General features: G+C 60.8%; 24 protein-coding genes. All 24 read left to right on the forward strand.

What is annotated here, in order from left to right; translation table 11 throughout:
- The first annotated feature begins 54 nt into the window (after positions 1 to 54).
- The 24 genes from MJP36_RS10970 to fliP all read left to right on the forward strand — a co-directional run bounded on the left by MJP36_RS10970 (position 55) and on the right by fliP (position 22914).
- Positions 55 to 984, forward strand: coding sequence for a ketoacyl-ACP synthase III (locus MJP36_RS10970; protein WP_060756049.1), 930 nt, complete (start codon positions 55 to 57; stop codon positions 982 to 984).
- A gap of 267 nt (positions 985 to 1251) precedes the next feature.
- Complete coding sequence (locus tag MJP36_RS10975) at positions 1252 to 2697, forward strand: flagellin N-terminal helical domain-containing protein (RefSeq protein WP_244385355.1); 1446 nt, start codon at positions 1252 to 1254, stop codon at positions 2695 to 2697.
- A 75-nt stretch (positions 2698 to 2772) separates the two neighbouring features.
- On the forward strand, positions 2773 to 3132 hold the full coding sequence (locus tag MJP36_RS10980) for a flagellar protein FlaG (protein WP_060756047.1): 360 nt from the start codon (positions 2773 to 2775) through the stop codon (positions 3130 to 3132).
- Between the two features lie 81 nt (positions 3133 to 3213).
- Positions 3214 to 4614 (forward strand): flagellar filament capping protein FliD, encoded by a 1401-nt coding sequence (gene fliD, locus MJP36_RS10985; RefSeq protein WP_244385356.1) that lies wholly within the window; start codon positions 3214 to 3216, stop codon positions 4612 to 4614.
- A gap of 144 nt (positions 4615 to 4758) precedes the next feature.
- Positions 4759 to 5148: a flagellar export chaperone FliS gene (gene fliS / locus MJP36_RS10990; RefSeq protein ID WP_104994430.1), complete on the forward strand. Its 390-nt coding sequence runs from the start codon at positions 4759 to 4761 to the stop codon at positions 5146 to 5148.
- Between the two features lie 24 nt (positions 5149 to 5172).
- Positions 5173 to 5469 (forward strand): flagellar protein FliT, encoded by a 297-nt coding sequence (fliT, locus tag MJP36_RS10995; RefSeq protein WP_060756044.1) that lies wholly within the window; start codon positions 5173 to 5175, stop codon positions 5467 to 5469.
- Between the two features lie 169 nt (positions 5470 to 5638).
- Positions 5639 to 7114 carry a sigma-54 dependent transcriptional regulator gene (locus MJP36_RS11000; protein ID WP_060756043.1) on the forward strand — a complete coding sequence of 492 codons (1476 nt, stop codon included), beginning with the start codon at positions 5639 to 5641 and terminating at the stop codon, positions 7112 to 7114.
- Positions 7115 to 7223: 109 nt separating this feature from the next.
- Entirely contained in the window at positions 7224 to 8435 is a 1212-nt protein-coding gene (locus MJP36_RS11005) for a sensor histidine kinase (protein ID WP_161549169.1), read from the forward strand.
- Between the two features lie 7 nt (positions 8436 to 8442).
- Positions 8443 to 9819, forward strand: coding sequence for a sigma-54-dependent transcriptional regulator (locus tag MJP36_RS11010; RefSeq protein WP_198762715.1), 1377 nt, complete (start codon positions 8443 to 8445; stop codon positions 9817 to 9819).
- Between the two features lie 131 nt (positions 9820 to 9950).
- Complete coding sequence (gene fliE, locus MJP36_RS11015; RefSeq protein ID WP_016972029.1) at positions 9951 to 10280, forward strand: flagellar hook-basal body complex protein FliE; 330 nt, start codon at positions 9951 to 9953, stop codon at positions 10278 to 10280.
- Between the two features lie 16 nt (positions 10281 to 10296).
- Entirely contained in the window at positions 10297 to 12075 is a 1779-nt protein-coding gene (fliF, locus tag MJP36_RS11020; protein ID WP_060756040.1) for a flagellar basal-body MS-ring/collar protein FliF, read from the forward strand.
- Positions 12068 to 13087, forward strand: coding sequence for a flagellar motor switch protein FliG (fliG, locus tag MJP36_RS11025; RefSeq protein ID WP_060756039.1), 1020 nt, complete (start codon positions 12068 to 12070; stop codon positions 13085 to 13087). Before fliF ends, fliG begins: the two co-directional genes overlap by 8 nt.
- Positions 13088 to 13097: 10 nt before the next feature.
- The gene (gene fliH, locus MJP36_RS11030; RefSeq protein WP_060756038.1) at positions 13098 to 13862 is read left to right on the forward strand and encodes a flagellar assembly protein FliH; all 765 of its coding nucleotides are present in this window, start codon (positions 13098 to 13100) and stop codon (positions 13860 to 13862) included.
- Positions 13852 to 15210 (forward strand): flagellar protein export ATPase FliI, encoded by a 1359-nt coding sequence (gene fliI, locus MJP36_RS11035; RefSeq protein ID WP_060756037.1) that lies wholly within the window; start codon positions 13852 to 13854, stop codon positions 15208 to 15210. Before fliH ends, fliI begins: the two co-directional genes overlap by 11 nt.
- 3 nt (positions 15211 to 15213) lie before the next feature.
- Positions 15214 to 15663, forward strand: a complete 450-nt coding sequence (gene fliJ, locus MJP36_RS11040; RefSeq protein ID WP_060756036.1) for a flagellar export protein FliJ — start codon at positions 15214 to 15216, stop codon at positions 15661 to 15663.
- Positions 15664 to 15747: 84 nt separating this feature from the next.
- The gene (locus MJP36_RS11045; RefSeq protein WP_060756035.1) at positions 15748 to 16053 is read left to right on the forward strand and encodes an STAS domain-containing protein; all 306 of its coding nucleotides are present in this window, start codon (positions 15748 to 15750) and stop codon (positions 16051 to 16053) included.
- Positions 16050 to 17768: an ATP-binding SpoIIE family protein phosphatase gene (locus MJP36_RS11050; protein WP_279613781.1), complete on the forward strand. Its 1719-nt coding sequence runs from the start codon at positions 16050 to 16052 to the stop codon at positions 17766 to 17768. Before MJP36_RS11045 ends, MJP36_RS11050 begins: the two co-directional genes overlap by 4 nt.
- 30 nt (positions 17769 to 17798) lie before the next feature.
- Positions 17799 to 18143 carry an Hpt domain-containing protein gene (locus MJP36_RS11055; RefSeq protein ID WP_060756033.1) on the forward strand — a complete coding sequence of 115 codons (345 nt, stop codon included), beginning with the start codon at positions 17799 to 17801 and terminating at the stop codon, positions 18141 to 18143.
- A gap of 116 nt (positions 18144 to 18259) precedes the next feature.
- Positions 18260 to 19606 carry a flagellar hook-length control protein FliK gene (locus MJP36_RS11060; RefSeq protein WP_244385358.1) on the forward strand — a complete coding sequence of 449 codons (1347 nt, stop codon included), beginning with the start codon at positions 18260 to 18262 and terminating at the stop codon, positions 19604 to 19606.
- Positions 19607 to 19739: 133 nt separating this feature from the next.
- Positions 19740 to 20240, forward strand: coding sequence for a flagellar basal body-associated protein FliL (fliL, locus tag MJP36_RS11065; protein ID WP_060756031.1), 501 nt, complete (start codon positions 19740 to 19742; stop codon positions 20238 to 20240).
- Between the two features lie 9 nt (positions 20241 to 20249).
- Positions 20250 to 21218 (forward strand): flagellar motor switch protein FliM, encoded by a 969-nt coding sequence (gene fliM / locus MJP36_RS11070; RefSeq protein WP_090369530.1) that lies wholly within the window; start codon positions 20250 to 20252, stop codon positions 21216 to 21218.
- Between the two features lie 46 nt (positions 21219 to 21264).
- Positions 21265 to 21732, forward strand: coding sequence for a flagellar motor switch protein FliN (fliN, locus tag MJP36_RS11075; protein WP_104994424.1), 468 nt, complete (start codon positions 21265 to 21267; stop codon positions 21730 to 21732).
- Between the two features lies 1 nt (position 21733).
- Positions 21734 to 22171 (forward strand): flagellar biosynthetic protein FliO, encoded by a 438-nt coding sequence (gene fliO / locus MJP36_RS11080; RefSeq protein WP_161549131.1) that lies wholly within the window; start codon positions 21734 to 21736, stop codon positions 22169 to 22171.
- Entirely contained in the window at positions 22171 to 22914 is a 744-nt protein-coding gene (gene fliP / locus MJP36_RS11085) for a flagellar type III secretion system pore protein FliP (protein ID WP_060756027.1), read from the forward strand. Before fliO ends, fliP begins: the two co-directional genes overlap by 1 nt.
- The last annotated feature ends 3 nt before the right edge of the window (positions 22915 to 22917 follow it).

Genomic DNA, 22917 nt, shown 5'->3' on the forward strand with positions numbered 1-22917 from the left:
CTCCGGGCGCAGTTCCTGGGGTGTTCTCCAGCTATTTAGTATTGGGAAGCCACAATGATTGGCATAAAAAGCATCGCCAGTTACGTGCCGGCAGACGGGGTGGATAACTACGCCCAGGGCGCCAAATTCGCCAAGGATGAAGATTTCATCATTGGCAAGATCGGTTCGGCGTTCCTGCCGCGCAAGGATGTTGCGCAGGAAACCTCCGACCTGTGCGTCGAGGCGGTCAACGCTCTGTTTGCCAACAACCCGCAGTTGAAGCGCGAATCCATCGACGCGCTGATCGTCGTGACCCAGAACGGCGACGAGGAAGGCTTGCCGCACACGGCCGCCATCGTCCAGGACAAATTGGGCCTGCCGACCCATGTGGCCGCGTTCGATATCTCCCTGGGCTGCTCCGGCTACGTCTACGGTATCTATGCGATGAAGGGCTTCATGGAAGCCACTGGCCTGAAAAACGGCCTGCTGATCACCGCCGACCCGTATTCGAAGATCGTCGACCCGGAAGACCGCAACACCACCATGCTCTTTGGCGATGCTGCCACCGCCACCTGGATGGGCGAGGATGCACCGTGGTTACTGGGCAAGTCGAAGTTCGGCACCGATGGCTCCGGTGCGCCACACCTGAAGGTCAGCGACGGCGTGTTCTTCATGAATGGTCGCCAGGTGTTCAACTTTGCCTTGCTCAAGGTGCCGGCGCATTTGCACGAGTTGCTCGACGAGTCGAAGCTTGCAGCTGACGAAATCGATGCCTTCTGCATTCACCAGGGCAGTGCGGCGATTGTCGACGCGGTGGCCCGGCGTTTCGAAGATGCACCGGTTGAGAAGTTCATCAAGGACATGGTCGAGACCGGCAACACCGTGTCGTCGAGCATTCCGCTGTTGCTGGAAAAGCACATGCTGGACGGCAGCTGGAAGCGTGTCGCCATCAGCGGCTTTGGAGTGGGGTTGTCGTGGGGTTCGGCGATTCTCTATCGTTCGTGATGCTCTGATAGCACTGCACAAAAAGACGCCCAGGCTCGAAAGAACCTGGGCGTTTTTTATTTGGCGCCAGAAAACCCAGCAAATGCGGGGGGTTGAGCTATCGTAACTGCTTGAATTGCAAAGGGTGGCATCGTGCTAGTAAAAAAAATCAAAAAAGTCCTCAAGCAACTTGCTTTCACGACGATAACTATTACGAAGGTTCTCTAGGCCACACCCGGCGGTTGCCAGGGCCGGAAGCCGCAGTACACCACCCACGAGGATTTCGTCATGGCTTTAACAGTAAACACTAACCTTGCTTCCTTGACCGTTCAGAACAACCTGAACAGGGCTTCCGGCGCTCTGCAAACTTCCATGCAGCGTCTGTCCTCCGGTCTGCGTATCAACAGCGCCAAAGACGATGCGGCCGGCCTGCAAATCTCCAACCGTCTGACCAGCCAGATCAACGGCCTGGGCGTTGCGATCAAAAACGCCAACGACGGTAGCTCGATTGCCCAGACCGCTGAAGGCGCGATGCAGCAGTCCACCAACATCCTGCAAAGCATGCGTACCCTGGCTCTGCAATCCGCCAACGGCTCGCCAAGTGCTGAAGACCGTAAGTCGAACCAGGCTCAATACGCCGCTCTGACTGCTGAATTGACCCGTATTGCAACCACCACCACCTTCGGTGGCAAGAACCTGCTGGACGGTTCTTTTGGTACCACGTCGTTCCAGGTCGGCGCCAACGCCAACCAGACCATCGACATGAGCATCGGTAACGTAGCGGCCAACAACATCGGTTCGCAACAGCTGAAAACCCAGGCCCAGACGCCGTCCGCAACCGGTATCGCCGGTGGTGCTATCACCGTTACCGGTGGTGGCCAGTCTGCAACCGTTACCCTGGCAGCTGGCGCTTCCGCCAAGCAGATCGCTGCTCAAATGAACGGCGCCGTCGGCGGCCTGGCTGCTACCGCCAGCACCGAAGCTCAGTTCACCGTGAACGCGGCTACCATTGCTGCGGCTACTCCTCCGAACGCTAACTTCACCCTGCAAGTGGGCAGCGGTGCAGCCGTTCAGTTCACTGGCGTGACCAAAACGTCCGACCTGGCTGACCAACTGAAGTCCAACGCTGCCAAGCTGGGCATCAGCGTTAACTACGATTCGGCGACCAACGCTCTGTCGGTCAAGTCCGACACCGGTGAGAACCTGACCTTCAACGCTGGTGACGCCGGTGCTGCTGGTATCTCGGTTGCAACCAAAGACGGCACCGGTACCTACGGTACTGCTACTGCACTGGCCGCCACCGCTATCATTGCTACCGGTGCTGTTTCGCTGAACTCCTCCAGCAGCTACGCGCTGAACGGCGCGGGTGTAGCCGGTGTGTTCGCTGCCGGTGCTGCTACCGCTGCCAACTCCACCAAAACCACCGTCAACAACACCGACGTTACTACCGCTGCCAACGCGCAAAACGCGATCGACGTGATCACCCAGGCGATCTCGGACATCGACTCCCAGCGTGCCGGCCTTGGTGCTGTACAAAACCGTTTCGACAACACCGTTGCCAACCTGCAGAGCATTGCAGACAACTCCACCGCCGCTCGCGGTCAGATCCAGGACGTTGACTACGCTGCTGAAACCGCTCAGCTGACCAAGCAACAAACCCTGCAACAGGCTTCCACTGCGATCCTGTCCCAGGCCAACCAACTGCCTTCCGCTGTACTGAAGCTGCTTCAGTAATAGCCATGGGTAGATGACTGACGGAAGGGCGCGTTTACGTGCCCTTTTGTCTTTTGCGTGATGAGGTGACTGGACATGGACATGAGCGTCAAGTTGAACCTGTCTTATCCTGCGGCGCCGCCGCAGAGCGCGCCTGCCCCTGTGAGCAACGACTCGCAGACAACCAAGGTCAAGCCTGCGGTTGCCGCGGTCGAAACCCAGCAGGACTCGAAACCGTCCGACCTTAAACAGGCGGTGGCGGATATTCGCAAATTTGTTCAGGATGCCCAGCGCAACCTGGAATTTTCAATCGACGACTCTACCCATCAAGTGGTGGTCAAAGTCATTGCGACCGACAGCGGTGAAGTGATCCGTCAGATCCCTTCGGAAGCCGCATTGAAGCTCGCGCAAAGCCTTCACGACGCCAGTAGCGTGCTGTTTGACGCGAAAGTCTGAGCTGGCATGAATTTTGTTGCTGTTGCTGCTTGAGGCGTCGTCCGTCAAGAAAGCGCCAGCCCCCGGATCAGGAGAACAGTCATGGGTGATATATCGGTTAGCGGCCCAGTTACGAACATCGATACCCAAGCTATCGTGACGGCGTTGGTGAACGCGGAACAGGCACCCAAGCAGTCGCAGATCAATAAGCAGACGCAGACGTCGACTGCCCAGTTGTCCTCGATCGGCAAAATTCAAGCGGCGCTCGACGCTTTTCGTGGAGCCATGGACAACATGGCCAAGGACGCCAGTATCGGCGGCCTGACGGCAACCACATCGGATGCCACTGTTTCCAGCGTTACCTTGGGTGCGGGTGCCTCTGCGGGTAGTTATCAGTTGGTGGTCAACCAATTGGCGACGGCCTCGAAGATTGCGACCCAGACTTACGCCGGCGGTGCGAAGACGGTCGTCAATACCGGCACCACATCCACGTCGCTGACGATTTCGCAGTCGGGCCAGAACTACGCTGTCAGCGTGCCACCGGGCGCCACCTTGCAGCAGGTGCGGGACTCTATCAACGCACAGCTGAGCAGTTCGGGCTTGAGTGCCAACATCCTGACTGACTCCACCGGCTCTCGTATGGTGCTGACGTCGACCAATACTGGCGCCGGTACTGATATTACAGTGGGGGGCAACTCTGGCCTGGAAGCCGGTACGTCGGTCGTCGGTAGCGCTCCACAGAACGCGAAGTACACCATTGACGGTACGGCTCAGGAGTCAAAGAGTAATACCCTGACCGATGCGATCAGTGGTGTGAGCATCAAGTTGACGGCAGTGTCGCCGTTGCCGACCGGGGTTACCGATCCAACGGCTCAACGCGTCGCTTCGACCATCACAGTGGCAAGAAGCAACGACACCCTCAAGAGTTCGGTCAAGGGCTTTGTCGACACCTACAACGCGTTGATGACGGCAATCAACACTGAAACCGCCGTGACCACCAACGCCGACGGATCCATAACGTCTTCTGCGTTGACGGGCGATGCCACCATGCGCACTTTGCAGTCGGCCATCCGTACTGAGCTGAACGCAATGGGCGGGACAGGGGCGTTGAAATCCCTGGCCCAGTTCGGTGTGAATACGGATCAGAAAACCGGCAAGCTGAGTATCGATGACAAGATCTTCAATGCCGCAGTGCTGACCAATCCTACCGACATCGGCGGTATCTTTAACGGTGACACGGGTTTGCTTGCGCGCATGAAGTCCGCGACCGACAGCTATGCGCTGAGTGGTACCGGGGTTCTGGCTACGCGTTCGTCGACGCTGTCGAGCAACATCAAGGATCTGCAAACCCAGCAGGATACTTTGACGGCGCGTATGGCTGCGTTGAAGACGAGCCTGACGGCCAAGTACACCACCATGAACAACCTGGTCGCTCAGCTTACCAGCCAGCGCTCCAGCGTCATGACCACACTTAACGCACTGAATAATCCGAAGACCAGTTGATCCTCACTGAGGTCGCCCGGCAAGGTGATTACCTTGTTCGGGCGTGCCCTTCGCCAGACCGTCGGCTTAAAGTTTTTTGCGGCGCCGTCGACATAATAATCAGAGCCCATCTTTTTTAGCTGTTGCCTGTCACGAGGTAGAAACATGAATCCCATGCGAGCCCTTCGCCAATACCAGAAGGTCAATTCCCATGCCCAAGTCTCCGAGGCCAGCCCGCACCGTCTTGTTCAGATGTTGATGGAGGGCGCACTCGATCGCATGGCTCAGGCCAAAGGCGCCATGGCTCGTGGTGATATCGCGCAAAAAGGCCTGCTGTTGGGCAAGGCGATCGACATTCTGATCGGTTTGCGTGACGGCCTGAACCCGGAGAAAACCGACGATCCGGCCGCGTTGCAGCAACTTGATAATCTGTACGCCTATATGACTACGCGCCTGCTGGAAGCCAACAGCAAGAACGATGTCACCATGATCGACGAAGTAGCCGGCCTGATGATTACGCTCAAGGAAGGCTGGGACGGTATTGCAACACTGTAGGCCCTTGGGCCTGAGGATGATGTCATGAGCCACGCCCTGCAACGGATTGACGAGACCCGCGACGCTTTGGTCGATGCCCTGGCTGAGCGCAACTGGGATGCCATTGGTGAGCTGGATCTGGGTTGCCGTGCGGTAATCGATGAGGCGCTCAACAATGTGCCGGTTGACGAAGATGCCTTGCGGGAAAAGCTGGAAAGCCTGCTGGCGGTTTATCAGCAGTTGCTTGAGGTGACGACTGGCGAACGCCAGGCGATTTTCGAAGAGATGTCGCAGATCAATCGAGCGGAAAGTGCGTCGAAGGTTTACCATCTGTTCGGCTGAACGGGCTCTGTTGGTCCGAACGGTGCGTCATATATTTGACTGTGCCAGCATTTTTGACTTAACTAGTGCTGTTTTCAGATTTCAGACGTCTATAGGGTAAGAAGTCTTACAGCCGTCTAGATTGCCCTCACTTTGGGGCAGGAAGTTTTACTAGGGAAGTTGCTATTGCATGTGGCGTGAAACCAAAATTCTGCTGATTGATGACGATAGCGTCCGTCGCCGCGATTTAGCGGTGATTTTAAATTTTCTTGGTGAAGAAAATTTGCCCTGCGGCAGCCATGATTGGCAGCAGGTGGTCAGCTCGCTGTCGTCGAGCCGTGAAGTCATTTGTGTGCTGATCGGGACGGTAAACGCTCCTGGCGCTGTTTTGGGCTTGTTAAAGACACTGTCAACCTGGGATGAGTTCCTTCCCGTGTTGCTGATGGGCGATATTTCTTCCGTGGACCTGCCGGAAGACCAGCGCCGCCGTGTGCTTTCCAACCTGGAAATGCCGCCCAGCTACAGCAAATTGCTTGATTCCCTGCACCGCGCCCAGGTCTATCGCGAGATGTACGACCAAGCCCGTGAGCGTGGCCGCCACCGCGAACCCAACCTGTTCCGCAGCCTGGTGGGTACCAGCCGTGCGATTCAGCACGTGCGCCAGATGATGCAGCAAGTGGCAGACACCGATGCCAGCGTGCTGATCCTCGGTGAGTCCGGCACCGGCAAGGAAGTGGTCGCACGCAACCTGCACTACCATTCCAAGCGCCGCGACGGGCCCTTCGTGCCGGTCAACTGCGGGGCGATCCCGGCGGAGCTGCTTGAAAGCGAATTGTTCGGCCACGAGAAGGGCGCTTTCACCGGCGCAATCACCAGCCGTGCCGGGCGTTTCGAACTGGCCAATGGCGGCACTCTGTTCCTCGACGAAATCGGCGATATGCCGCTGCCGATGCAGGTCAAATTGCTGCGCGTGTTGCAGGAGCGCACCTTCGAGCGCGTGGGCAGCAACAAGACCCAGAGCGTCGATGTACGCATCATCGCGGCCACCCACAAGAACCTCGAAAGCATGATCGAGGTGGGCAGCTTCCGCGAAGACCTGTACTACCGCCTCAATGTTTTCCCGATCGAGATGGCCCCGCTGCGTGAGCGCGTCGAGGATATCCCGTTGCTGATGAACGAGCTGATCTCGCGCATGGAGCACGAAAAGCGCGGTTCGATTCGCTTCAACTCTGCTGCGATCATGTCCCTGTGCCGCCACGGCTGGCCGGGCAACGTGCGTGAACTGGCCAACCTGGTCGAGCGCATGGCGATCATGCACCCCTACGGTGTGATCGGCGTGGTCGAGTTGCCGAAAAAATTCCGCTACGTCGACGACGAAGACGAGCAGTTGGTGGACAGCCTGCGCAGCGACATGGAAGAGCGCGTAGCCATCAATGGCCATACCCCGGACTTCGGCGCCACGGCCATGCTGCCGCCGGAAGGTCTGGACCTGAAGGATTACCTCGGCAACCTCGAGCAAGGCTTGATCCAGCAAGCCCTGGACGACGCCAATGGCATCGTCGCGCGGGCCGCCGAGCGCCTGCGCATTCGTCGTACCACCCTGGTGGAGAAGATGCGCAAGTACGGTATGAGTCGCAAAGAAGGTGACGAACAGGCGGATGATTGACGCCTGTTTTTTAAACTACTGATATTCCAGTAGTTTTTTTTCGGCACGGGTATTGCTACAGCCCTCGCAACGTTCCGTTTAACTGACGGTCAGCCAGCGAGAGAGCATGATGCCCCACGCCGCCCAACTATCTTCGTCCCCCGATCTTGCGGGGGGCGCCCCATCTGTAGAGCAGCAGAGCCGGCAGGGCCTGGAGCAGGCGTTTTCGCTGTTCAGCCAGATGTCCAGCCAACTGACCGACTCCTACAGCCTGCTGGAAGCCCGGGTTTCCGAGCTTAAGGGCGAGCTGGCGGTGGTCAGCGCCCAGCGCATGGAAGAGTTGGCGGAAAAAGAGCGCCTGGCCAACCGTCTGCAAAACCTCCTCGACCTGTTGCCCGGTGGCGTGATCGTCATCGACGACCAAGGGCGTGTGCGCGAAGCCAACCCGGCCGCCTGCGACATGCTCGGCCTGCCGCTGGAAGGCGAGTTGTGGCGAGAAGTCATCACCCGCTGCTTTGCCCCGCGTGAAGATGACGGCCACGAAATTTCCCTGAAAGACGGGCGCCGCCTGTCCATTGCCACCCGCTCCCTGGACGCCGAGCCCGGACAGTTGGTGCTGCTCAACGACCTGACGGAAACCCGTCACCTGCAAGACCAGCTGGCCCGTCATGAACGCTTGTCGTCACTGGGCAGGATGGTCGCTTCTTTGGCGCATCAGATCCGCACGCCCTTGTCGGCGGCGCTGATCTACGCCAGTCATTTGACTGATGAGCAGTTGCCGGCTGCCACCCACCAGCGATTTGCCGGGCGCCTCAAGGAGCGCCTGCACGAGTTGGAGCATCAAGTGCGCGACATGCTGGTGTTTGCCCGTGGCGAATTGCCGCTGACCGACCGCGTCACGCCGGCAGAGCTGATGCAATCGCTGCAATCGGCGGCTGCCACCCATATCCAGGACGTCAATGTGCGCTGGCAGTGCGATAGCCATCTCGGCGAATTGCTGTGCAATCGCGACACCTTGGTGGGTGCCTTGCTCAACCTGATTGAAAACGCCATCCAGGCCAGCGGCGCGGATGCGCGGCTCAAGGTGCATCTCTACCCGCGCGGGCAAAACCTGCGGCTGTGCATCAGTGACAGCGGCAGCGGCATCGACCCAGTCGTGTTGCAACGGATGGGCGAACCGTTTTTTACCACCAAGACCAACGGTACCGGCCTCGGCCTGACCGTAGTCAAGGCGGTGGCACGTGCCCATCAGGGAGAATTGCACCTGCACTCCCGATTGGGGCGTGGCACCTGTGCATTGATGACCTTGCCGCTGTTTACCAGCCCGGCAAGCGCGGAGTAACGAAGCTATGGCTATCAAGGTTTTATTGGTGGAAGACGATCGCGCCCTGCGTGAAGCATTGGCTGACACGCTGCTGTTGGCGGGCCATGACTACCGGGCAGTCGGTTCTGCCGAGGAAGCCTTGGAGGCGGTCGAGCAAGAGGCGTTCAGCCTGGTGGTCAGCGACGTCAACATGCCGGGCATGGACGGTCATCAGTTGCTCGGCCTGCTGCGCGCGCGTCAGCCGCAGTTGCCGGTATTGCTGATGACCGCTCATGGCGCGGTGGAGCGCGCGGTGGACGCCATGCGTCAGGGCGCGGCTGATTATCTGGTCAAGCCCTTCGAGCCCAAAGCCTTGATGGAACTGGTTGCCCGGCATGCCCTGGGGGTGATGCCTGCCGTCGAAAGCGAAGGCCCGATTGCCTTTGAACCGGCCAGTGCTCAATTGCTGGAGCTGGCCGCACGGGTGGCGCGCAGCGACTCCACCGTGTTGATTTCCGGCGAGTCCGGCACCGGCAAGGAGGTGTTGGCGCGTTATATCCACCAGCAGTCCAGTCGTGCCAAGCAACCCTTTATTGCGATCAACTGCGCGGCCATCCCCGACAACATGCTCGAAGCCACCCTGTTCGGTCATGAAAAGGGCTCGTTCACCGGCGCCATCGCGGCCCAGGCCGGCAAGTTCGAACAGGCCGATGGCGGCACTATCTTGCTCGACGAGATTTCCGAAATGCCTCTGGGCCTGCAAGCCAAACTGCTGCGGGTGTTGCAGGAGCGTGAGGTGGAGCGGGTCGGTGCGCGCAAGCCGATCCAGCTGGATATCCGCGTGGTGGCCACGACCAACCGCGACCTGGCGGGCGAAGTGGCGGCGGGGCGGTTCCGGGAAGACTTGTTCTATCGGCTCTCGGTCTTTCCGCTGGCCTGGCGCCCGTTGCGTGAGCGTCCGGCCGATATCATCCCGCTGGCCGAGCGCCTGCTGAATAACCACGTCAAAAAAATGAAGCATGCCCAGGCGCGGCTGTCGGCTGAAGCCCAGGCTTGCCTGATCGGCTATCCATGGCCCGGTAATGTGCGGGAGTTGGACAACGCGATCCAGCGTGCGCTGATTTTGCAGCAGGGCGGGCTGATCCAGCCGCAAGACTTCTGCCTGGCCATGGGCAGTGCGGCGGCACCGTTGCCCACCCTGGCGCCCGCGCCGGTGGTCGCTGAAGCCGAAACCGGCGGTGCCCTGGGGGATGATCTGCGGCGCCGCGAATTCCAGATGATCATCGACACCTTGCGTACCGAGCGTGGCCGTCGCAAAGAGGCCGCCGAGCGCTTGGGCATCAGCCCGCGCACGTTGCGCTACAAGCTGGCGCAGATGCGTGACGCCGGTATGGATGTGGAAGCGTATCTTTTCGCTACCTGACAAATACTTGGGCTGACATGGCTTGTCGCCTTTTCTTACGAGTCGCCACGGATCTGGCACCCTTGTTGCTACCACCTGTAGTAACCGCTGCGTAGTGTCAAAAAATTGCGGGTCGTCAGAGAGAGAAGGTCATGAGCCAGGGTATTGAGTTCAATCGGTTGATGTTGGATATGCGCTCCATGCAAATGGATGCCATGGCTCAACCGAAATCCGTCGCGCCCGCGCCGGAATTGGGCCAAAGCAGTTTTGCCGACATGCTCGGTCAGGCAATCAACAAAGTCAGTGATACCCAGCAAGCGTCGAACCAGTTGGCCACCGCCTTTGAAATCGGTAAAAGCGGCGTGGACCTCACCGATGTGATGGTCGCCTCGCAAAAGGCCAGTGTTTCCTTCCAGGCCTTGACCCAAGTGCGTAACAAGCTGGTTCAAGCTTATCAAGACATCATGCAGATGCCGGTTTAAGGACGAGATTTAAGTCATGGCAGAAGCAGTCGTGGACAACGCACCCGCCAAGGCAGACGGCAAGCCGCCGCTGTTTGGCCTGTCGTTCCTGGAAAACCTTTCCGAAATGACCATGTTGCGTCAGGTGGGCCTGTTGGTCGGCCTGGCAGCCAGCGTGGCGATTGGTTTTGCCGTGGTGTTGTGGTCGCAGCAACCCGATTACCGGCCGCTGTACGGCAGCCTGGCGGGCATGGATTCCAAGCAGATCATGGAAACCCTCGCCGCCGCCGACATCGCCTACACCGTGGAACCCAACTCCGGCGCCTTGCTGGTCAAGGCCGACGACGTCGCCCGCGCGCGCATGAAGCTGGCTGCCGCCGGCGTGACGCCTTCCGACGCCAACATCGGTTTTGAGATCCTCGACAAGGACCAGGGCCTGGGCACCAGCCAGTTCATGGAAGCCACTCGCTACCGTCGCGGCCTGGAAGGCGAGCTGGCGCGTACCATCTCCAGCCTGAACAACGTCAAGGGTGCTCGCGTGCACCTGGCGATCCCAAAAAGCTCGGTGTTCGTGCGTGACGAACGCAAGCCAAGCGCCTCGGTACTGGTCGAACTGTTTGCCGGTCGCTCCCTGGAGCCGGGTCAGGTCCTGGCGATCATCAATCTGGTGGCCACCAGCGTTCCAGAATTGAGCAAGTCGCAAATTACCGTGGTGGACCAGAAAGGCAACCTGCTGTCCGACCAGGCCGAGAACTCGGCGTTGACCCAGGCCGGCAAGCAGTTCGACTACAGCCGCCGCATGGAAAGCATGCTCACCCAGCGTGTGCACAATATCCTGCAACCGGTGCTGGGCAATGACCGCTACAAGGCTGAAGTATCCGCCGATGTGGACTTCAGTGCCGTCGAGTCGACCTCCGAACAGTTCAACCCCGACCAGCCCGCCCTGCGTAGCGAGCAGTCCACCAGCGAACAACGCACCGCCAGCAATGGCCCGCAAGGGGTGCCGGGCGCCTTGAGCAATCAGCCTCCGGCCCCGGCGTCGGCACCGCAAACCACCGGTGGCGCTGCCGCGACTGCCGGCGCGATTCAGCCTGGCCAGCCGCTGCTGGACGCCAATGGTCAGCAGATCATGGACCCGGCCACCGGCCAGCCGATGCTCGCCCCGTACCCGGCGGACAAGCGTAACCAGTCCACCAAGAACTTCGAGCTCGACCGTTCCATCAGCCACACCAAGCAGCAACAGGGCAAAATCAACCGCCTGTCGGTGTCGGTGGTGGTCGATGACCAGGTCAAGGTCAACCCGGCTGACGGCGCGGTGACCCGTGCGCCCTGGAGCGCCGACGAATTGGCGCGCTTTACCCGCCTGGTGCAGGACGCTGTCGGTTTCGACGCCAGCCGCGGTGACAGCGTCAGCGTGATCAATATGCCGTTCTCCGCCGAACGGGGAGAGGTGATCGCCGATCCTGCGTTCTATACTCAGCCGTGGTTCTGGGACATCGTCAAGCAAGTGCTGGGCGTGTTGTTCATCCTGGTGCTGGTGTTTGGCGTGCTGCGTCCGGTGCTCAACAACATTACCGGCAACGGCAAGAAACAACTGGCGGCCTTCGGTGGCAGCGACGTCGAGTTGGGTGGCATGGGCGGCCTGGATGGCGAACTGGCCAACGACCGCGTCAGCCTGGGCGGCCCGCAAAGCATCCTGTTGCCAAGCCCGAGCGAAGGCTATGACGCTCAGTTGAACGCAATCAAAAGTCTGGTGGCAGAAGATCCGGGTCGTGTGGCCCAGGTCGTGAAAGAGTGGATCAACGCAGATGAGTGATAATCGAGCCGCTGTTGCCAAGCTCACCCGGGTCGATAAAGCGGCGGTATTGCTGCTGTCCCTGGGTGAAACCGACGCCGCCCAGGTGCTACGCCACATGGGGCCCAAAGAGGTTCAGCGCGTCGGCGTGGCCATGGCGCAGATGCGTAACGTGCACCGCGAGCAAGTCGAGCAGGTGATGAGCGAGTTCGTCGAGATCGTCGGCGACCAGACCAGCCTGGGCGTCGGCTCCGACAGCTACATCCGCAAGATGCTGACCTCGGCGCTGGGTGAAGACAAGGCCAACGGCCTGATCGACCGCATCCTGCTCGGCGGCAACACCAGCGGCCTCGACAGCCTGAAATGGATGGAGCCGCGTGCCGTTGCCGACGTGATCCGCTACGAACACCCGCAGATCCAGGCGATCGTCGTGGCTTACCTCGACCCGGACCAGGCTGGTGAAGTCCTCGGCCACTTCGACCATAAAGTGCGCCTGGACATCATCCTGCGCGTGTCGTCGCTGAACACCGTGCAGCCGGCGGCATTGAAAGAACTCAACACGATTCTGGAGAAGCAGTTCTCGGGCAACTCCAACGCCTCGCGCACCACCTTGGGCGGTATCAAGCGTGCGGCCGACATCATGAACTTCCTCGACAGCTCGATGGAAGGCCAGTTGATGGACTCGATCCGCGAGATCGACGACACCCTGTCCGGCCAGATCGAAGACCTCATGTTCGTGTTCAACAACCTCTCCGATGTCGACGACCGTGGCATCCAGGCGTTGCTGCGCGAAGTGTCCTCGGACGTTCTGGTGCTGGCGCTCAAGGGCTCCGACGACAACGTCAAAGAGAAGATCTTCAAGAACATGTCCAAGCGTGCGTCCGAACTGTTGCGCGACGACCTGGAAGCCAAAGGCCCGGTACGCGTCAGCGACGTGGAAACCGCCCAGAAGGAAGTCCTCACCATTGCCCGCCGTATGGCCGAAGCCGGAGAAATCGTTCTCGGCGGGAAGGGCGGCGAAGAAATGATCTAAGGCGCGTCCCATGTCGAGCAAAGATGAGGCGCCCAGCGATCTGATTCGCGCGCGGGACGTCGGCGGGTTCGATATCTGGTCGTTGCCCAGTTTCGATCCGCATGTACCGGAACCCGAGCCTGAGCCGGTCGAAGAGCCCCCAGTGCAAATGGAAGAAGTGCCGCTGGAGGAAGTCCAGCCACTGACGCTCGAAGAGTTGGAGGCCATCCGCCAGGAAGCCTACAACGAGGGCTTCGCGGCGGGGGAAAAAGACGGTTTTCGCAGTACCACCCTCAAAGTCCGCCAGGAAGCCGAGGCGGCGCTGAGTGTCCAGCTCGCCAGCCTTGAGCGTTTGATGAGCAGCCTGTTCGACCCGATCGCCGAGCAGGATTCCCAGCTTGAAAAAGCCATGGTCCGCCTGGTGGAGCACATGACCCGCCAAGTGATCCAGCGCGAACTGGTGCTCGACTCCAGCCATATCGAAAGCGTGATGCGCGAAGCCCTCAAGCTGCTGCCGTTGGGCGTCGGCAATGTTCGGCTGTACATCAACCCGCAGGATTTCGAGCAGGTCAAAGCCTTGCGCGAGCGCCATGAAGAAACCTGGCGCATCGTTGAAGACGCGACGTTGCAGCCTGGCGGTTGCCGGGTCGAGACTGAGCACAGCCGCATCGACGCGACGGTGGAAACCCGTATCACCCAGATCATGGCCAAGCTCTTCGATCAACTCCATGAGCAGGCCCTGCATCCGGCCGAACCTGACCTGAGCGTAGACCTGGACGCCCCTGATGCGCCTTGATCGCACCAGCTTCGCCAAGCGCCTGGGTAGCTACGCCGAGGCCACCGAGTTGCCCGGCCAGCCGATCCTCGAAGGGCGCCTGTTGCGCATGGTGGGCCTGACCCTCGAAGCCGAGGGCCTGCGCGCCGCCATGGGCAGCCGCTGCATGGTGATCAACGACGACAGCTACCACCCGGTGCAAGTCGAAGCGGAAGTCATGGGGTTCTCCGGCAGCAAGATTTTCCTGATGCCGGTCGGCAGCCTGGCGGGCATTGCCCCGGGCGCCCGCGTGGTGCCGCTGGCTGACACGGGGCGCCTGCCGATGGGTATGGGCATGCTGGGTCGCGTGCTCGATGGCGCCGGACGCGCCCTGGACGGCAAGGGCGGCATGAAGGCCGAAGACTGGGTGCCGATGGATGGCCCCACCATCAACCCGCTCAATCGCAACCCCATCAGCGTGCCGCTGGACGTGGGCATTCGCAGCATCAACGGTTTATTGACGGTCGGCCGCGGCCAGCGTCTGGGCCTGTTCGCCGGTACGGGGGTGGGTAAGTCGGTCCTGCTGGGCATGATGACGCGCTTTACCGAAGCCGACATTATCGTGGTCGGGTTGATCGGCGAACGGGGCCGCGAGGTGAAGGAGTTCATCGAGCACAGCCTGGGTGAAGAGGGCCTCAAGCGCTCGGTGGTCGTCGCGTCTCCAGCGGATGATGCGCCCTTGATGCGTCTGCGTGCCGCCATGTATTGCACGCGCATCGCCGAGTATTTTCGCGACAAGGGCAAGAACGTCCTGTTGCTGATGGATTCGCTCACTCGTTTCGCCCAGGCCCAGCGGGAAATCGCCCTGGCCATCGGCGAGCCGCCAGCCACCAAGGGTTATCCGCCGTCGGTGTTCGCCAAGCTGCCCAAACTGGTCGAGCGTGCCGGTAACGCCGAGGCGGGCGGTGGTTCGATCACCGCGTTCTATACCGTGTTGTCCGAAGGCGATGACCAGCAGGACCCGATCGCCGACTCGGCGCGAGGCGTGCTTGACGGCCACATCGTGCTGTCGCGGCGCCTGGCGGAGGAGGGGCATTACCCGGCCATCGACATCGAAGCCTCGATCAGCCGGGTGATGCCGGCGGTGGTCACGCCGGAGCACATGGCCCGCGCGCAGCATTTCAAGCAGTTGTGGTCGCGCTATCAACAGAGCCGCGACCTGATCAGCGTCGGCGCCTATGTGGCCGGCGGGGATCGCGAGACCGACCTGGCGATCGCCCTGCAACCGCAGTTGGTGACCTACCTGCGCCAGGGGCTCAACGACAAAATCAGCATGGGTGAAAGCGAAGCGCACCTCGGCTCGATCTTCGCCCCGGCGCCAGGCGGCTAAGCTATGGCCAGCACCCGCTCTTCACGGCTGGCGCCGGTGGTGGACATGGCCGAAAAGGCCGAAAAGACCGCCGCCCAGCGCCTGGGCTATTTTCAAGGCCAGGTCCGCCTGGCGGAAAGCAAGCTGGGCGACCTGGAGCGCTTTCGCGGCGAATACCAGCAACAGTGGATCGAGCGCGGCAGCCAAGGGGTGTCCGGCCAGTGGTTGATGGGCTATCAGGGCTTTCTCAATCAGTTGGAGACGGCGGTCGCCCAGCAGCGCCAGAGTCTGGCCTGGCACCAGAACAACCTTGAGAAGGCCCGCGAAAGCTGGCAGCAGGCGTTTGCCCGGGTCGAGGGCCTGCGCAAGCTGGTGCAGCGCTATATCGACGAAGCGCGGGCGATTGAGGACAAGCGCGAGCAAAAGTTGCTGGATGAGCTGTCACAACGTCTGCCCCGTCAGTCGCAGTATTAGGTGTGGGGCTGCTCCTGCATTTGCCGAGATCGGGTTCGCCTGCTAAACCTTGTTACACATGGCCAATGACAAGGAAACAGTCGTATGTCGGTGACATCAGAAGTATCCCTGGATGGGAAGCAGTTGACGATCGCAATCAAGGGCCGATTCGATTTCGGCAGCCACCAGCATTTTCGTGAGGCTTACGAGCGTTTCTACAAGGTCCCCGACGCCTACACCGTCGATCTGAAAGAAGCCACCTACCTGGACAGCTCGGCCTTGGGCATGCTGCTGTTGTTGCGTGACCACGCAGGCGGTGACGACTCGCAGGTCACGCTGATCAACTGCAGTCCCGACGTGCGCAAGATCCTCGCCATCTCTAACTTCGACAAGCTGTTCGACATCAATTGAGAGTCCTGGCCCCGATGTCCGAGCCGCTGACTGTCCTGATCGCCGAGGACAGCGATACCGACCGGCTGCTGCTGGCGACTATCTTGCGGCGCCAGGGGCATCACGTGCTCACCGCAGCCAATGGCGAGGAAGCCGTTGAAGTGTTTGCGCGTGAGCGACCTCAACTGGTGTTGATGGATGCGATGATGCCGGTGATGGACGGTTTCCTGGCTGCGCGGTGGATCAAGCAATTGGCGGGGGAAGCGCTGGTCCCCGTGATCTTTCTTACGTCCCTCAGCGAAAGCGCCGACCTGGCCGAGTGCCTGGATGCCGGCGGGGATGATTTTCTGCCCAAACCCTACAACCCACTGATCCTGGCCGCCAAGATCAATGCCATGGACCGTTTGCGGCGCCTGCAGGCCACGGTTCTTCAGCAGCGCGATCAGATCGCCCGGCATCGTGAGTACCTGCTGCAAGAGCAGCGGGTGGCCAAGGCGGTGTTCGACAAGGTCGCCCATTCGGGATGCATCAACCACGCGCCGAACATTCGCTACCTGCAATCACCCTATGCGCTGTTCAATGGCGACCTGTTGCTGGCGGCGTACACGCCGTCTGGCGACATGCACGTGCTGCTCGGCGATTTTACCGGCCATGGCCTGCCTGCCGCCGTGGGTGCCATGCCCCTGGCGGAAGTGTTCTACGGCATGACTGCCAAGGGTTACGAGCTGGTGCAGATCCTGCGGGAGATGAATGCCAAGCTCAAACGCATCCTGCCGGTGGACATGTTCTGTTGCGCCACCCTGTTGTGCCTGAGCGCACAGCGGCGCGTGGTCGAGGTGTGGAATGGCGGCATGCCGGAAGGTTATGTGCATGAGGTCGCGACGGGCGGGCGCACGCCGTTGATGTCGCGGCACTTGCCGTTGGGTGTGCTGTCGGTGGAGACGTTCGATGACCGCATTGAGGTCTTGCCCATGGCCCTCGGCGACCGGGTGTTTTTGCTCTCCGATGGCGTATTGGATACTGCCGACGCCAACGACCAACTGTTCGGCGCGGAGCGCCTGCAGCAGGTATTCGCCGCCAACCGCGAGCCCGACCGCCTGTTCGAAGAGATTGAACAGGCCCTGGCGGCCTTTCGTGGTGAAGCGCGCGATGATGTCAGCATGGTGGAAATCACCTTGCAGCCCGGCCAGCCGTTGCGTGCGGCCGAGCCCATATACGCCGACAGCAATCAGCCATGCCCCCTGGATTGGTCGGTGAGCTTCGAATTTCGCGCCCAGACCCTCAAATGCTACAACCCCTTGCCTTACCTGTTGCAGCTGCTGCTGGAGATTCAGGGGCTGCGTGAGCAGAGCGGGGCGCTCTACAGCGTGATGGCCGAGCTGTATTCCAACGCGTTGGAGCACGGCGTGCTGGGCCTGGACTCGCAGCTCAAGCGCGACGCCCAGGGATTCGCCGACTACTACCGTCAGCGCAATGAGCGCCTGGCGCAACTGGACAGCGGTCATGTGCGGGTACATATGCAAGTGATGCCGACCGCCACGGGCGGCAAGCTGATCCTGCGCGTCGAAGACAGTGGCCCAGGCTTCGACGTGGATCAGGTGCTGAAGCGGCCCCTGGATTTGAACCGTCTGTCTGGTCGAGGCTTGAGCCTGGTGCGCCAGCTGAGCAGCGATGTACGCTGGACGGACGGCGGGCGCAGTGTCTGCGTGGAGTTTTGCTGGAAGGCTCTGGCATAATCCGCCGATTCTTGATCAAGGAGCGAGCAAGTGGCTGAGATTCATCTGGACCCTGAAGTGCTGTCGGGTTTGCAGGACGTCATGGAGAGCGAGTACCCCAAGTTGCTCGACACCTTCCTTGACGACTCGCAGAAGCGCGTCGAAGCCCTGCGCAAGGCGCGCGATGACGCCAAGGCGCTGGGGCGAATCGCCCATAGTTTCAAGGGCAGCAGCGGCAACCTCGGGGCGGTACGGTTGGCGCAGCTGTGCCAGCGGCTGGAAGTGGAGTCGGTTGGGGCGACGGCGGACCTGGGGGCGCTGGTGGATCAGATTGACCGTGAGTTTGCTCTGGTTCGGCCTATGTATGAGTCGGAGAAGCAGCGGTTTGGGCTTTAGCTGTTAAAGAAGCGTAAGTCGACGTCCTGCATACGCACAGACACAAACCTGGCCCGACTCTTGCTCTACCTCCTGGCACAGCATCCCCGACCCCTGTGCAGTGGAGACCTTTACCTATGCCAGTCGCCCCCAACTCGCTCCTCCAGGCTGCCCCCGCAGCCAAGCCTCAAGCGCCCGCCGCTACACCTGTGGCAGCTGCTGCGGCCCCGCAGGACAAGGGCCCTGGCTTTGCTCAAGTGTTCGCCAGCCAAGGTTCGAAGTCGTCGGTGAAGAGCGGCGACACCCCGACCCAATCCACCCGTGACAAGCCTTCGGTTAGCAGCGCCTCGTCGGTGGATAGCAACGACAAGCCTGCCGCCAGCAAGCCAGCGGTTGCCGATAGCGGCAATCCCTTGCCTGCCAACCCGCCGGCCAAGTCCGATGACAGCGCCGGCAGTGACGACGCCAAGCCCACCGACCCGTCCCTGGTCCAGCAACCTCCCGTTGACCCCGTGGTCGACCCGGCGGTGATTGCCGCCGTCACCCCGGTGGTAGCTGTGCCTGTTCCTGTGGAAACCCCGGCCCCTGCTGCCGCGGCCAAGGATGACAAGGCCCAGCCGGTGGTTGCCGCACCCGTCGCGGCGACGGATGACACCCCGCAGCCGGCGTTCGATCCGTCGGCCGACCCACTGGACTCGATGCCGACCGTGCGTTTGGCAATGGAGCAGGGCGGGCACGTGTCGGCCAGCAGCCAGGCGCCGCAGAAAACCCCATCGGCGCCGACCCAGGACCAACCGACCGCTGCGCAGAGTTTCGCGGCCGGCCTGGCGACAATGGTCGATCAACAGGCCACCAAGGACAGCACCGATGGCGGTGAAAAAGCCTTCAGCGGGCTGATAGACAGTGGCCTCAAGGATTTGAAAGAGGCCAGCAGCGATACCCGCGTCGATGACTTCGCCAACCGCCTGGCCGCGCTGACCCAGGCCGCCACGCCGAAAACGGCTAACGCCTTGCCGCCGGTGGCCAATGCGCCGCTGGCCATGCACCAGAGCGGCTGGACCGAAGAAGTGGTCAACCGCGTGATGTACCTGTCCAGCGCCGGCCTCAAGTCGGCCGAGATCCAATTGCAGCCGGCAGAGCTGGGGCGCCTGGATATCAAGGTCAACATGACGCCGGACCAACAGGCTCAGGTCCAGTTCATGAGCGGCCATGCCGTGGTGCGCGAGGCCCTGGAAAGCCAGTCCGGACGTTTGCGGGAGATGTTTGCCCAGCAGGGCATGGGGCAGGTGGACGTCAACGTTTCCGACCAGTCCCGTGGCCAGGAGCAGCAGCAACAAGCTCAGGCTCAGGCCCAGGCCGGCTTGAGTGGCAGTGGCAGGCGCGGGGACAGCGGCGAGAGTAGTGGGCACATCGACGTGGCTGAAACAGCGGCGCCCGTCATTTCCAGCGTGATCGGGTCCAGCGCGGTTGATTACTACGCCTGATTCGTAACCACCTGTGGGAGGGGCTTGCTCCCACTTTGATGTGCTGGGCCTGCATGGCAGACAACTCTGGCATAACACTTGCTCTTGCCTTTCCGTAGATCTATGAATCCCCGAATAGTGACGGATTATTGGCATGGCGAAGAGCGACGACGCAGCAACTCCACCCGCAGGCAAAGGCAAGCTCAAGCTGATCCTGGTGATTGTGCTGGGCCTGCTCCTGGCCATTGGCGCCTCTGTTGGCGGCACGTGGTACATCATGCACAGCAGTGCCAGCAAACCGGCCCCCGCCGCCGAAACCGCCACTAACGTCAAGCAACCGGCAATCTTCGAGCCGATGCTTCCGGCCTTTGTCGCCAACTTCAATCAGAACGGTCATCAACGCTACCTGCAGGTGAGCATCACCTTGCTGGCGCGTAACCAGGCAGATCTGGACGCCCTCAAGGTGCATATGCCGGTGATCCGCAACAACCTGGTGATGCTGTTCTCCGGGCAGAGCTTCGACACCCTGGCCACCCCTGTGGGCCAGGAAATGCTGCGTCAGAAGGTCACTGCCAGTGTGCAGGAAGTGGCCCAGAAAGAGCTCGGCAAAGTCGTGGTCGAGCAGGCGCTCTTCACTAACTTCGTATTGCAGTAGGATCACGACATGGCCGTGCAAGACCTGCTGTCCCAGGATGAAATCGATGCGCTGTTGCATGGCGTCGACGATGGTCTGGTACAGACCGACATGGCTGCCGAGCCCGGCAGCATCAAAAGCTACGACCTGACCAGCCAGGATCGCATCGTCCGTGGACGCATGCCGACCCTGGAAATGATCAATGAGCGTTTTGCCCGCTACACTCGTATCAGCATGTTCAACATGCTGCGCCGCTCGGCGGATGTGGCGGTGGGCGGCGTGCAGGTGATGAAGTTCGGCGAGTACGTGCACTCGCTGTACGTGCCCACCAGCCTCAATCTGGTCAAGATCAAGCCGTTGCGCGGCACCGCGTTGTTCATCCTTGACGCTAAATTGGTGTTCAAGCTGGTGGATAACTTCTTCGGTGGCGACGGCCGTCACGCCAAGATCGAAGGCCGTGAATTCACCCCGACTGAATTGCGTGTGGTGCGCATGGTGCTGGAGCAAGCCTTTATCGACTTGAAGGAAGCCTGGCAGGCGATCATGGAAGTCAATTTCGAGTACATCAACTCGGAAGTGAACCCGGCCATGGCCAACATCGTCGGCCCCAGCGAGGCCATTGTGGTCTCCACTTTCCACATCGAACTCGATGGCGGTGGCGGCGACCTGCACGTGACCATGCCGTATTCGATGATCGAGCCGGTGCGTGAAATGCTCGACGCCGGTTTCCAGTCCGACCTGGACGACCAGGACGAGCGTTGGGTCAAGGCCCTGCGCGAAGACCTGCTGGATGTCGACGTGCCGCTGAACGCCACCGTCGCCCGTCGCCAGTTGCGTCTGCGCGACATTTTGCACATGCAGCCGGGGGACGTCATTCCGGTGGACTTGCCCGAAGAAATGATCATGCGGGCCAATGGTGTGCCGTCGTTCAAGGTCAAGCTCGGTTCCCACAAGGGCAACCTGGCGTTGCAAGTGATCGAACCGATCAACCGCCGCTGACCCGCCCTAATTTATTGATGAATGTTTGCTTCGCCGAGGACATGTAATGGCTACCGAACACGAAAACACTTCCGCCGAAGACCAGGCTCTGGCTGACGAATGGGCGGCAGCCCTGGAAGAGACCGGCGATGTAGGCCAGGACGATATCGACGCGCTGCTGGCCGCCGACGCCGCCAGCTCATCCGCCGGCACTCGCCTGCCCATGGAAGAATTCGGCAGCATGCCGAAAAACAACAACCCGGTGAGCCTCGACGGGCCGAACCTGGACGTGATCCTCGACATCCCGGTGTCGATTTCCATGGAAGTGGGCAGTACCGAAATCAACATCCGCAACCTGCTGCAACTCAACCAGGGTTCGGTGATCGAGCTCGACCGCCTGGCCGGTGAGCCGCTGGACGTGCTGGTCAACGGGACATTGATTGCCCACGGCGAAGTGGTGGTGGTCAACGAGAAGTTCGGTATTCGCCTGACCGACGTGATCAGCCCGAGCGAACGCATCAAGAAGTTGCGCTGATATGAAGTCTTCGATGGCGGGACTGTTACTGGCGCTGCCATTGAGCGCCCTGGCGGCGGAGCCGGTCGCGCAAGTGGCAGCGGCTCCCGTGGTCAGCAGTGGCATCGGCGGCCAGTTGACCCAGCTGGTGCTGGGGTTGTTGCTGGTGGTCGGCTTGATTTTCGTGCTGGCCTGGTTGATGCGTCGTGTGCAGCGCATCGGCCCGGGCAATGGTCAGGTCATCGAGATGATCGGCTCGCGGGCCCTCGGCCCGCGTGATCGCCTGGTGCTGGTGCAGGTCGGTGAGGAGCAGATCCTGCTGGGTATCACACCGGGCCGCATCACTGCGCTGCATGTGCTCAAGACGCCGGTGGAAGCGGCCAAGACCGAGGCCGCCACGCCAGAATTCGCCCAGCGCCTGATGGAGTTGCTGGGCAAGGATCAGAAGGATAAGAAGTAATGCGCGTTTTATTGACGCTCATGCTGTTGCTGGCTGCGCCATTGGCGTGGGCCGCCGACCCGTTGTCGATCCCGGCAATCACGCTGGGCACCAACGCCGCCGGGGCGCAGGAATATTCGGTCAGCCTGCAGATCCTGCTGATCATGACCGCGCTGAGTTTTATCCCGGCGTTTGTCATGCTGATGACCAGCTTCACGCGGATCATCATTGTCTTCTCGATCCTGCGCCAGGCCCTGGGCCTGCAGCAGACGCCGTCGAACCAGATCCTCACCGGCATGGCCTTGTTCCTGACGCTGTTCATCATGGCGCCGGTATTCGACAAGGTGAACCAGCAAGCCCTGCAACCGTACCTGGCGGAAAAGCTCACCGCCCAGGACGCGATCGACAAGGCCCAGGGGCCGATCAAGGACTTCATGCTCTCGCAGACCCGCTCCAGCGACCTTGAGCTGTTCATGCGTTTGTCCAAGCGTACCGACATCGCCACCCCGGATCAGGCCCCGTTGACTATCCTGGTGCCGGCGTTTGTCACGTCCGAATTGAAGACCGCGTTCCAGATCGGCTTCATGATCTTCATCCCGTTCCTGATCATCGACCTGGTGGTAGCGAGTGTGTTGATGGCCATGGGGATGATGATGCTGTCGCCGCTGATCATCTCGTTGCCGTTCAAGATCATGCTGTTTGTGTTGGTGGACGGCTGGGCGCTGATTATCGGCACGTTGGCCGGCAGTTTCGGAGGGGTATAGCGC

The sequence above is a fragment of the Pseudomonas palleroniana genome (assembly GCF_022836895.1).
Taxonomy (GTDB): Bacteria; Pseudomonadota; Gammaproteobacteria; order Pseudomonadales; family Pseudomonadaceae; genus Aquipseudomonas; species Aquipseudomonas palleroniana.

What these genes read in the sequence shown, in the direction of transcription:
- fliJ (WP_060756036.1), top strand. Translation starts at nt 15,214, where the DNA reads ATGGCCAGCACCCGCTCTTCACGGCTGGCGCCGGTGGTGGACATGGCC.
- MJP36_RS11060 (WP_244385358.1), top strand. Translation starts at nt 18,260, where the DNA reads ATGCCAGTCGCCCCCAACTCGCTCCTCCAGGCTGCCCCCGCAGCCAAG.
- MJP36_RS11010 (WP_198762715.1), top strand. Translation starts at nt 8,443, where the DNA reads ATGGCTATCAAGGTTTTATTGGTGGAAGACGATCGCGCCCTGCGTGAA.
- MJP36_RS11005 (WP_161549169.1), top strand. Translation starts at nt 7,224, where the DNA reads ATGCCCCACGCCGCCCAACTATCTTCGTCCCCCGATCTTGCGGGGGGC.
- fliN (WP_104994424.1), top strand. Translation starts at nt 21,265, where the DNA reads ATGGCTACCGAACACGAAAACACTTCCGCCGAAGACCAGGCTCTGGCT.
- fliM (WP_090369530.1), top strand. Translation starts at nt 20,250, where the DNA reads ATGGCCGTGCAAGACCTGCTGTCCCAGGATGAAATCGATGCGCTGTTG.
- MJP36_RS10975 (WP_244385355.1), top strand. Translation starts at nt 1,252, where the DNA reads ATGGCTTTAACAGTAAACACTAACCTTGCTTCCTTGACCGTTCAGAAC.
- fliG (WP_060756039.1), top strand. Translation starts at nt 12,068, where the DNA reads ATGAGTGATAATCGAGCCGCTGTTGCCAAGCTCACCCGGGTCGATAAA.
- MJP36_RS10970 (WP_060756049.1), top strand. Translation starts at nt 55, where the DNA reads ATGATTGGCATAAAAAGCATCGCCAGTTACGTGCCGGCAGACGGGGTG.
- fliL (WP_060756031.1), top strand. Translation starts at nt 19,740, where the DNA reads ATGGCGAAGAGCGACGACGCAGCAACTCCACCCGCAGGCAAAGGCAAG.
- fliI (WP_060756037.1), top strand. Translation starts at nt 13,852, where the DNA reads ATGCGCCTTGATCGCACCAGCTTCGCCAAGCGCCTGGGTAGCTACGCC.
- fliS (WP_104994430.1), top strand. Translation starts at nt 4,759, where the DNA reads ATGAATCCCATGCGAGCCCTTCGCCAATACCAGAAGGTCAATTCCCAT.
- fliH (WP_060756038.1), top strand. Translation starts at nt 13,098, where the DNA reads ATGTCGAGCAAAGATGAGGCGCCCAGCGATCTGATTCGCGCGCGGGAC.
- fliO (WP_161549131.1), top strand. Translation starts at nt 21,734, where the DNA reads ATGAAGTCTTCGATGGCGGGACTGTTACTGGCGCTGCCATTGAGCGCC.
- MJP36_RS10980 (WP_060756047.1), top strand. Translation starts at nt 2,773, where the DNA reads ATGGACATGAGCGTCAAGTTGAACCTGTCTTATCCTGCGGCGCCGCCG.
- fliD (WP_244385356.1), top strand. Translation starts at nt 3,214, where the DNA reads ATGGGTGATATATCGGTTAGCGGCCCAGTTACGAACATCGATACCCAA.
- fliE (WP_016972029.1), top strand. Translation starts at nt 9,951, where the DNA reads ATGAGCCAGGGTATTGAGTTCAATCGGTTGATGTTGGATATGCGCTCC.
- MJP36_RS11000 (WP_060756043.1), top strand. Translation starts at nt 5,639, where the DNA reads ATGTGGCGTGAAACCAAAATTCTGCTGATTGATGACGATAGCGTCCGT.
- fliT (WP_060756044.1), top strand. Translation starts at nt 5,173, where the DNA reads ATGAGCCACGCCCTGCAACGGATTGACGAGACCCGCGACGCTTTGGTC.
- MJP36_RS11045 (WP_060756035.1), top strand. Translation starts at nt 15,748, where the DNA reads ATGTCGGTGACATCAGAAGTATCCCTGGATGGGAAGCAGTTGACGATC.
- fliP (WP_060756027.1), top strand. Translation starts at nt 22,171, where the DNA reads ATGCGCGTTTTATTGACGCTCATGCTGTTGCTGGCTGCGCCATTGGCG.
- fliF (WP_060756040.1), top strand. Translation starts at nt 10,297, where the DNA reads ATGGCAGAAGCAGTCGTGGACAACGCACCCGCCAAGGCAGACGGCAAG.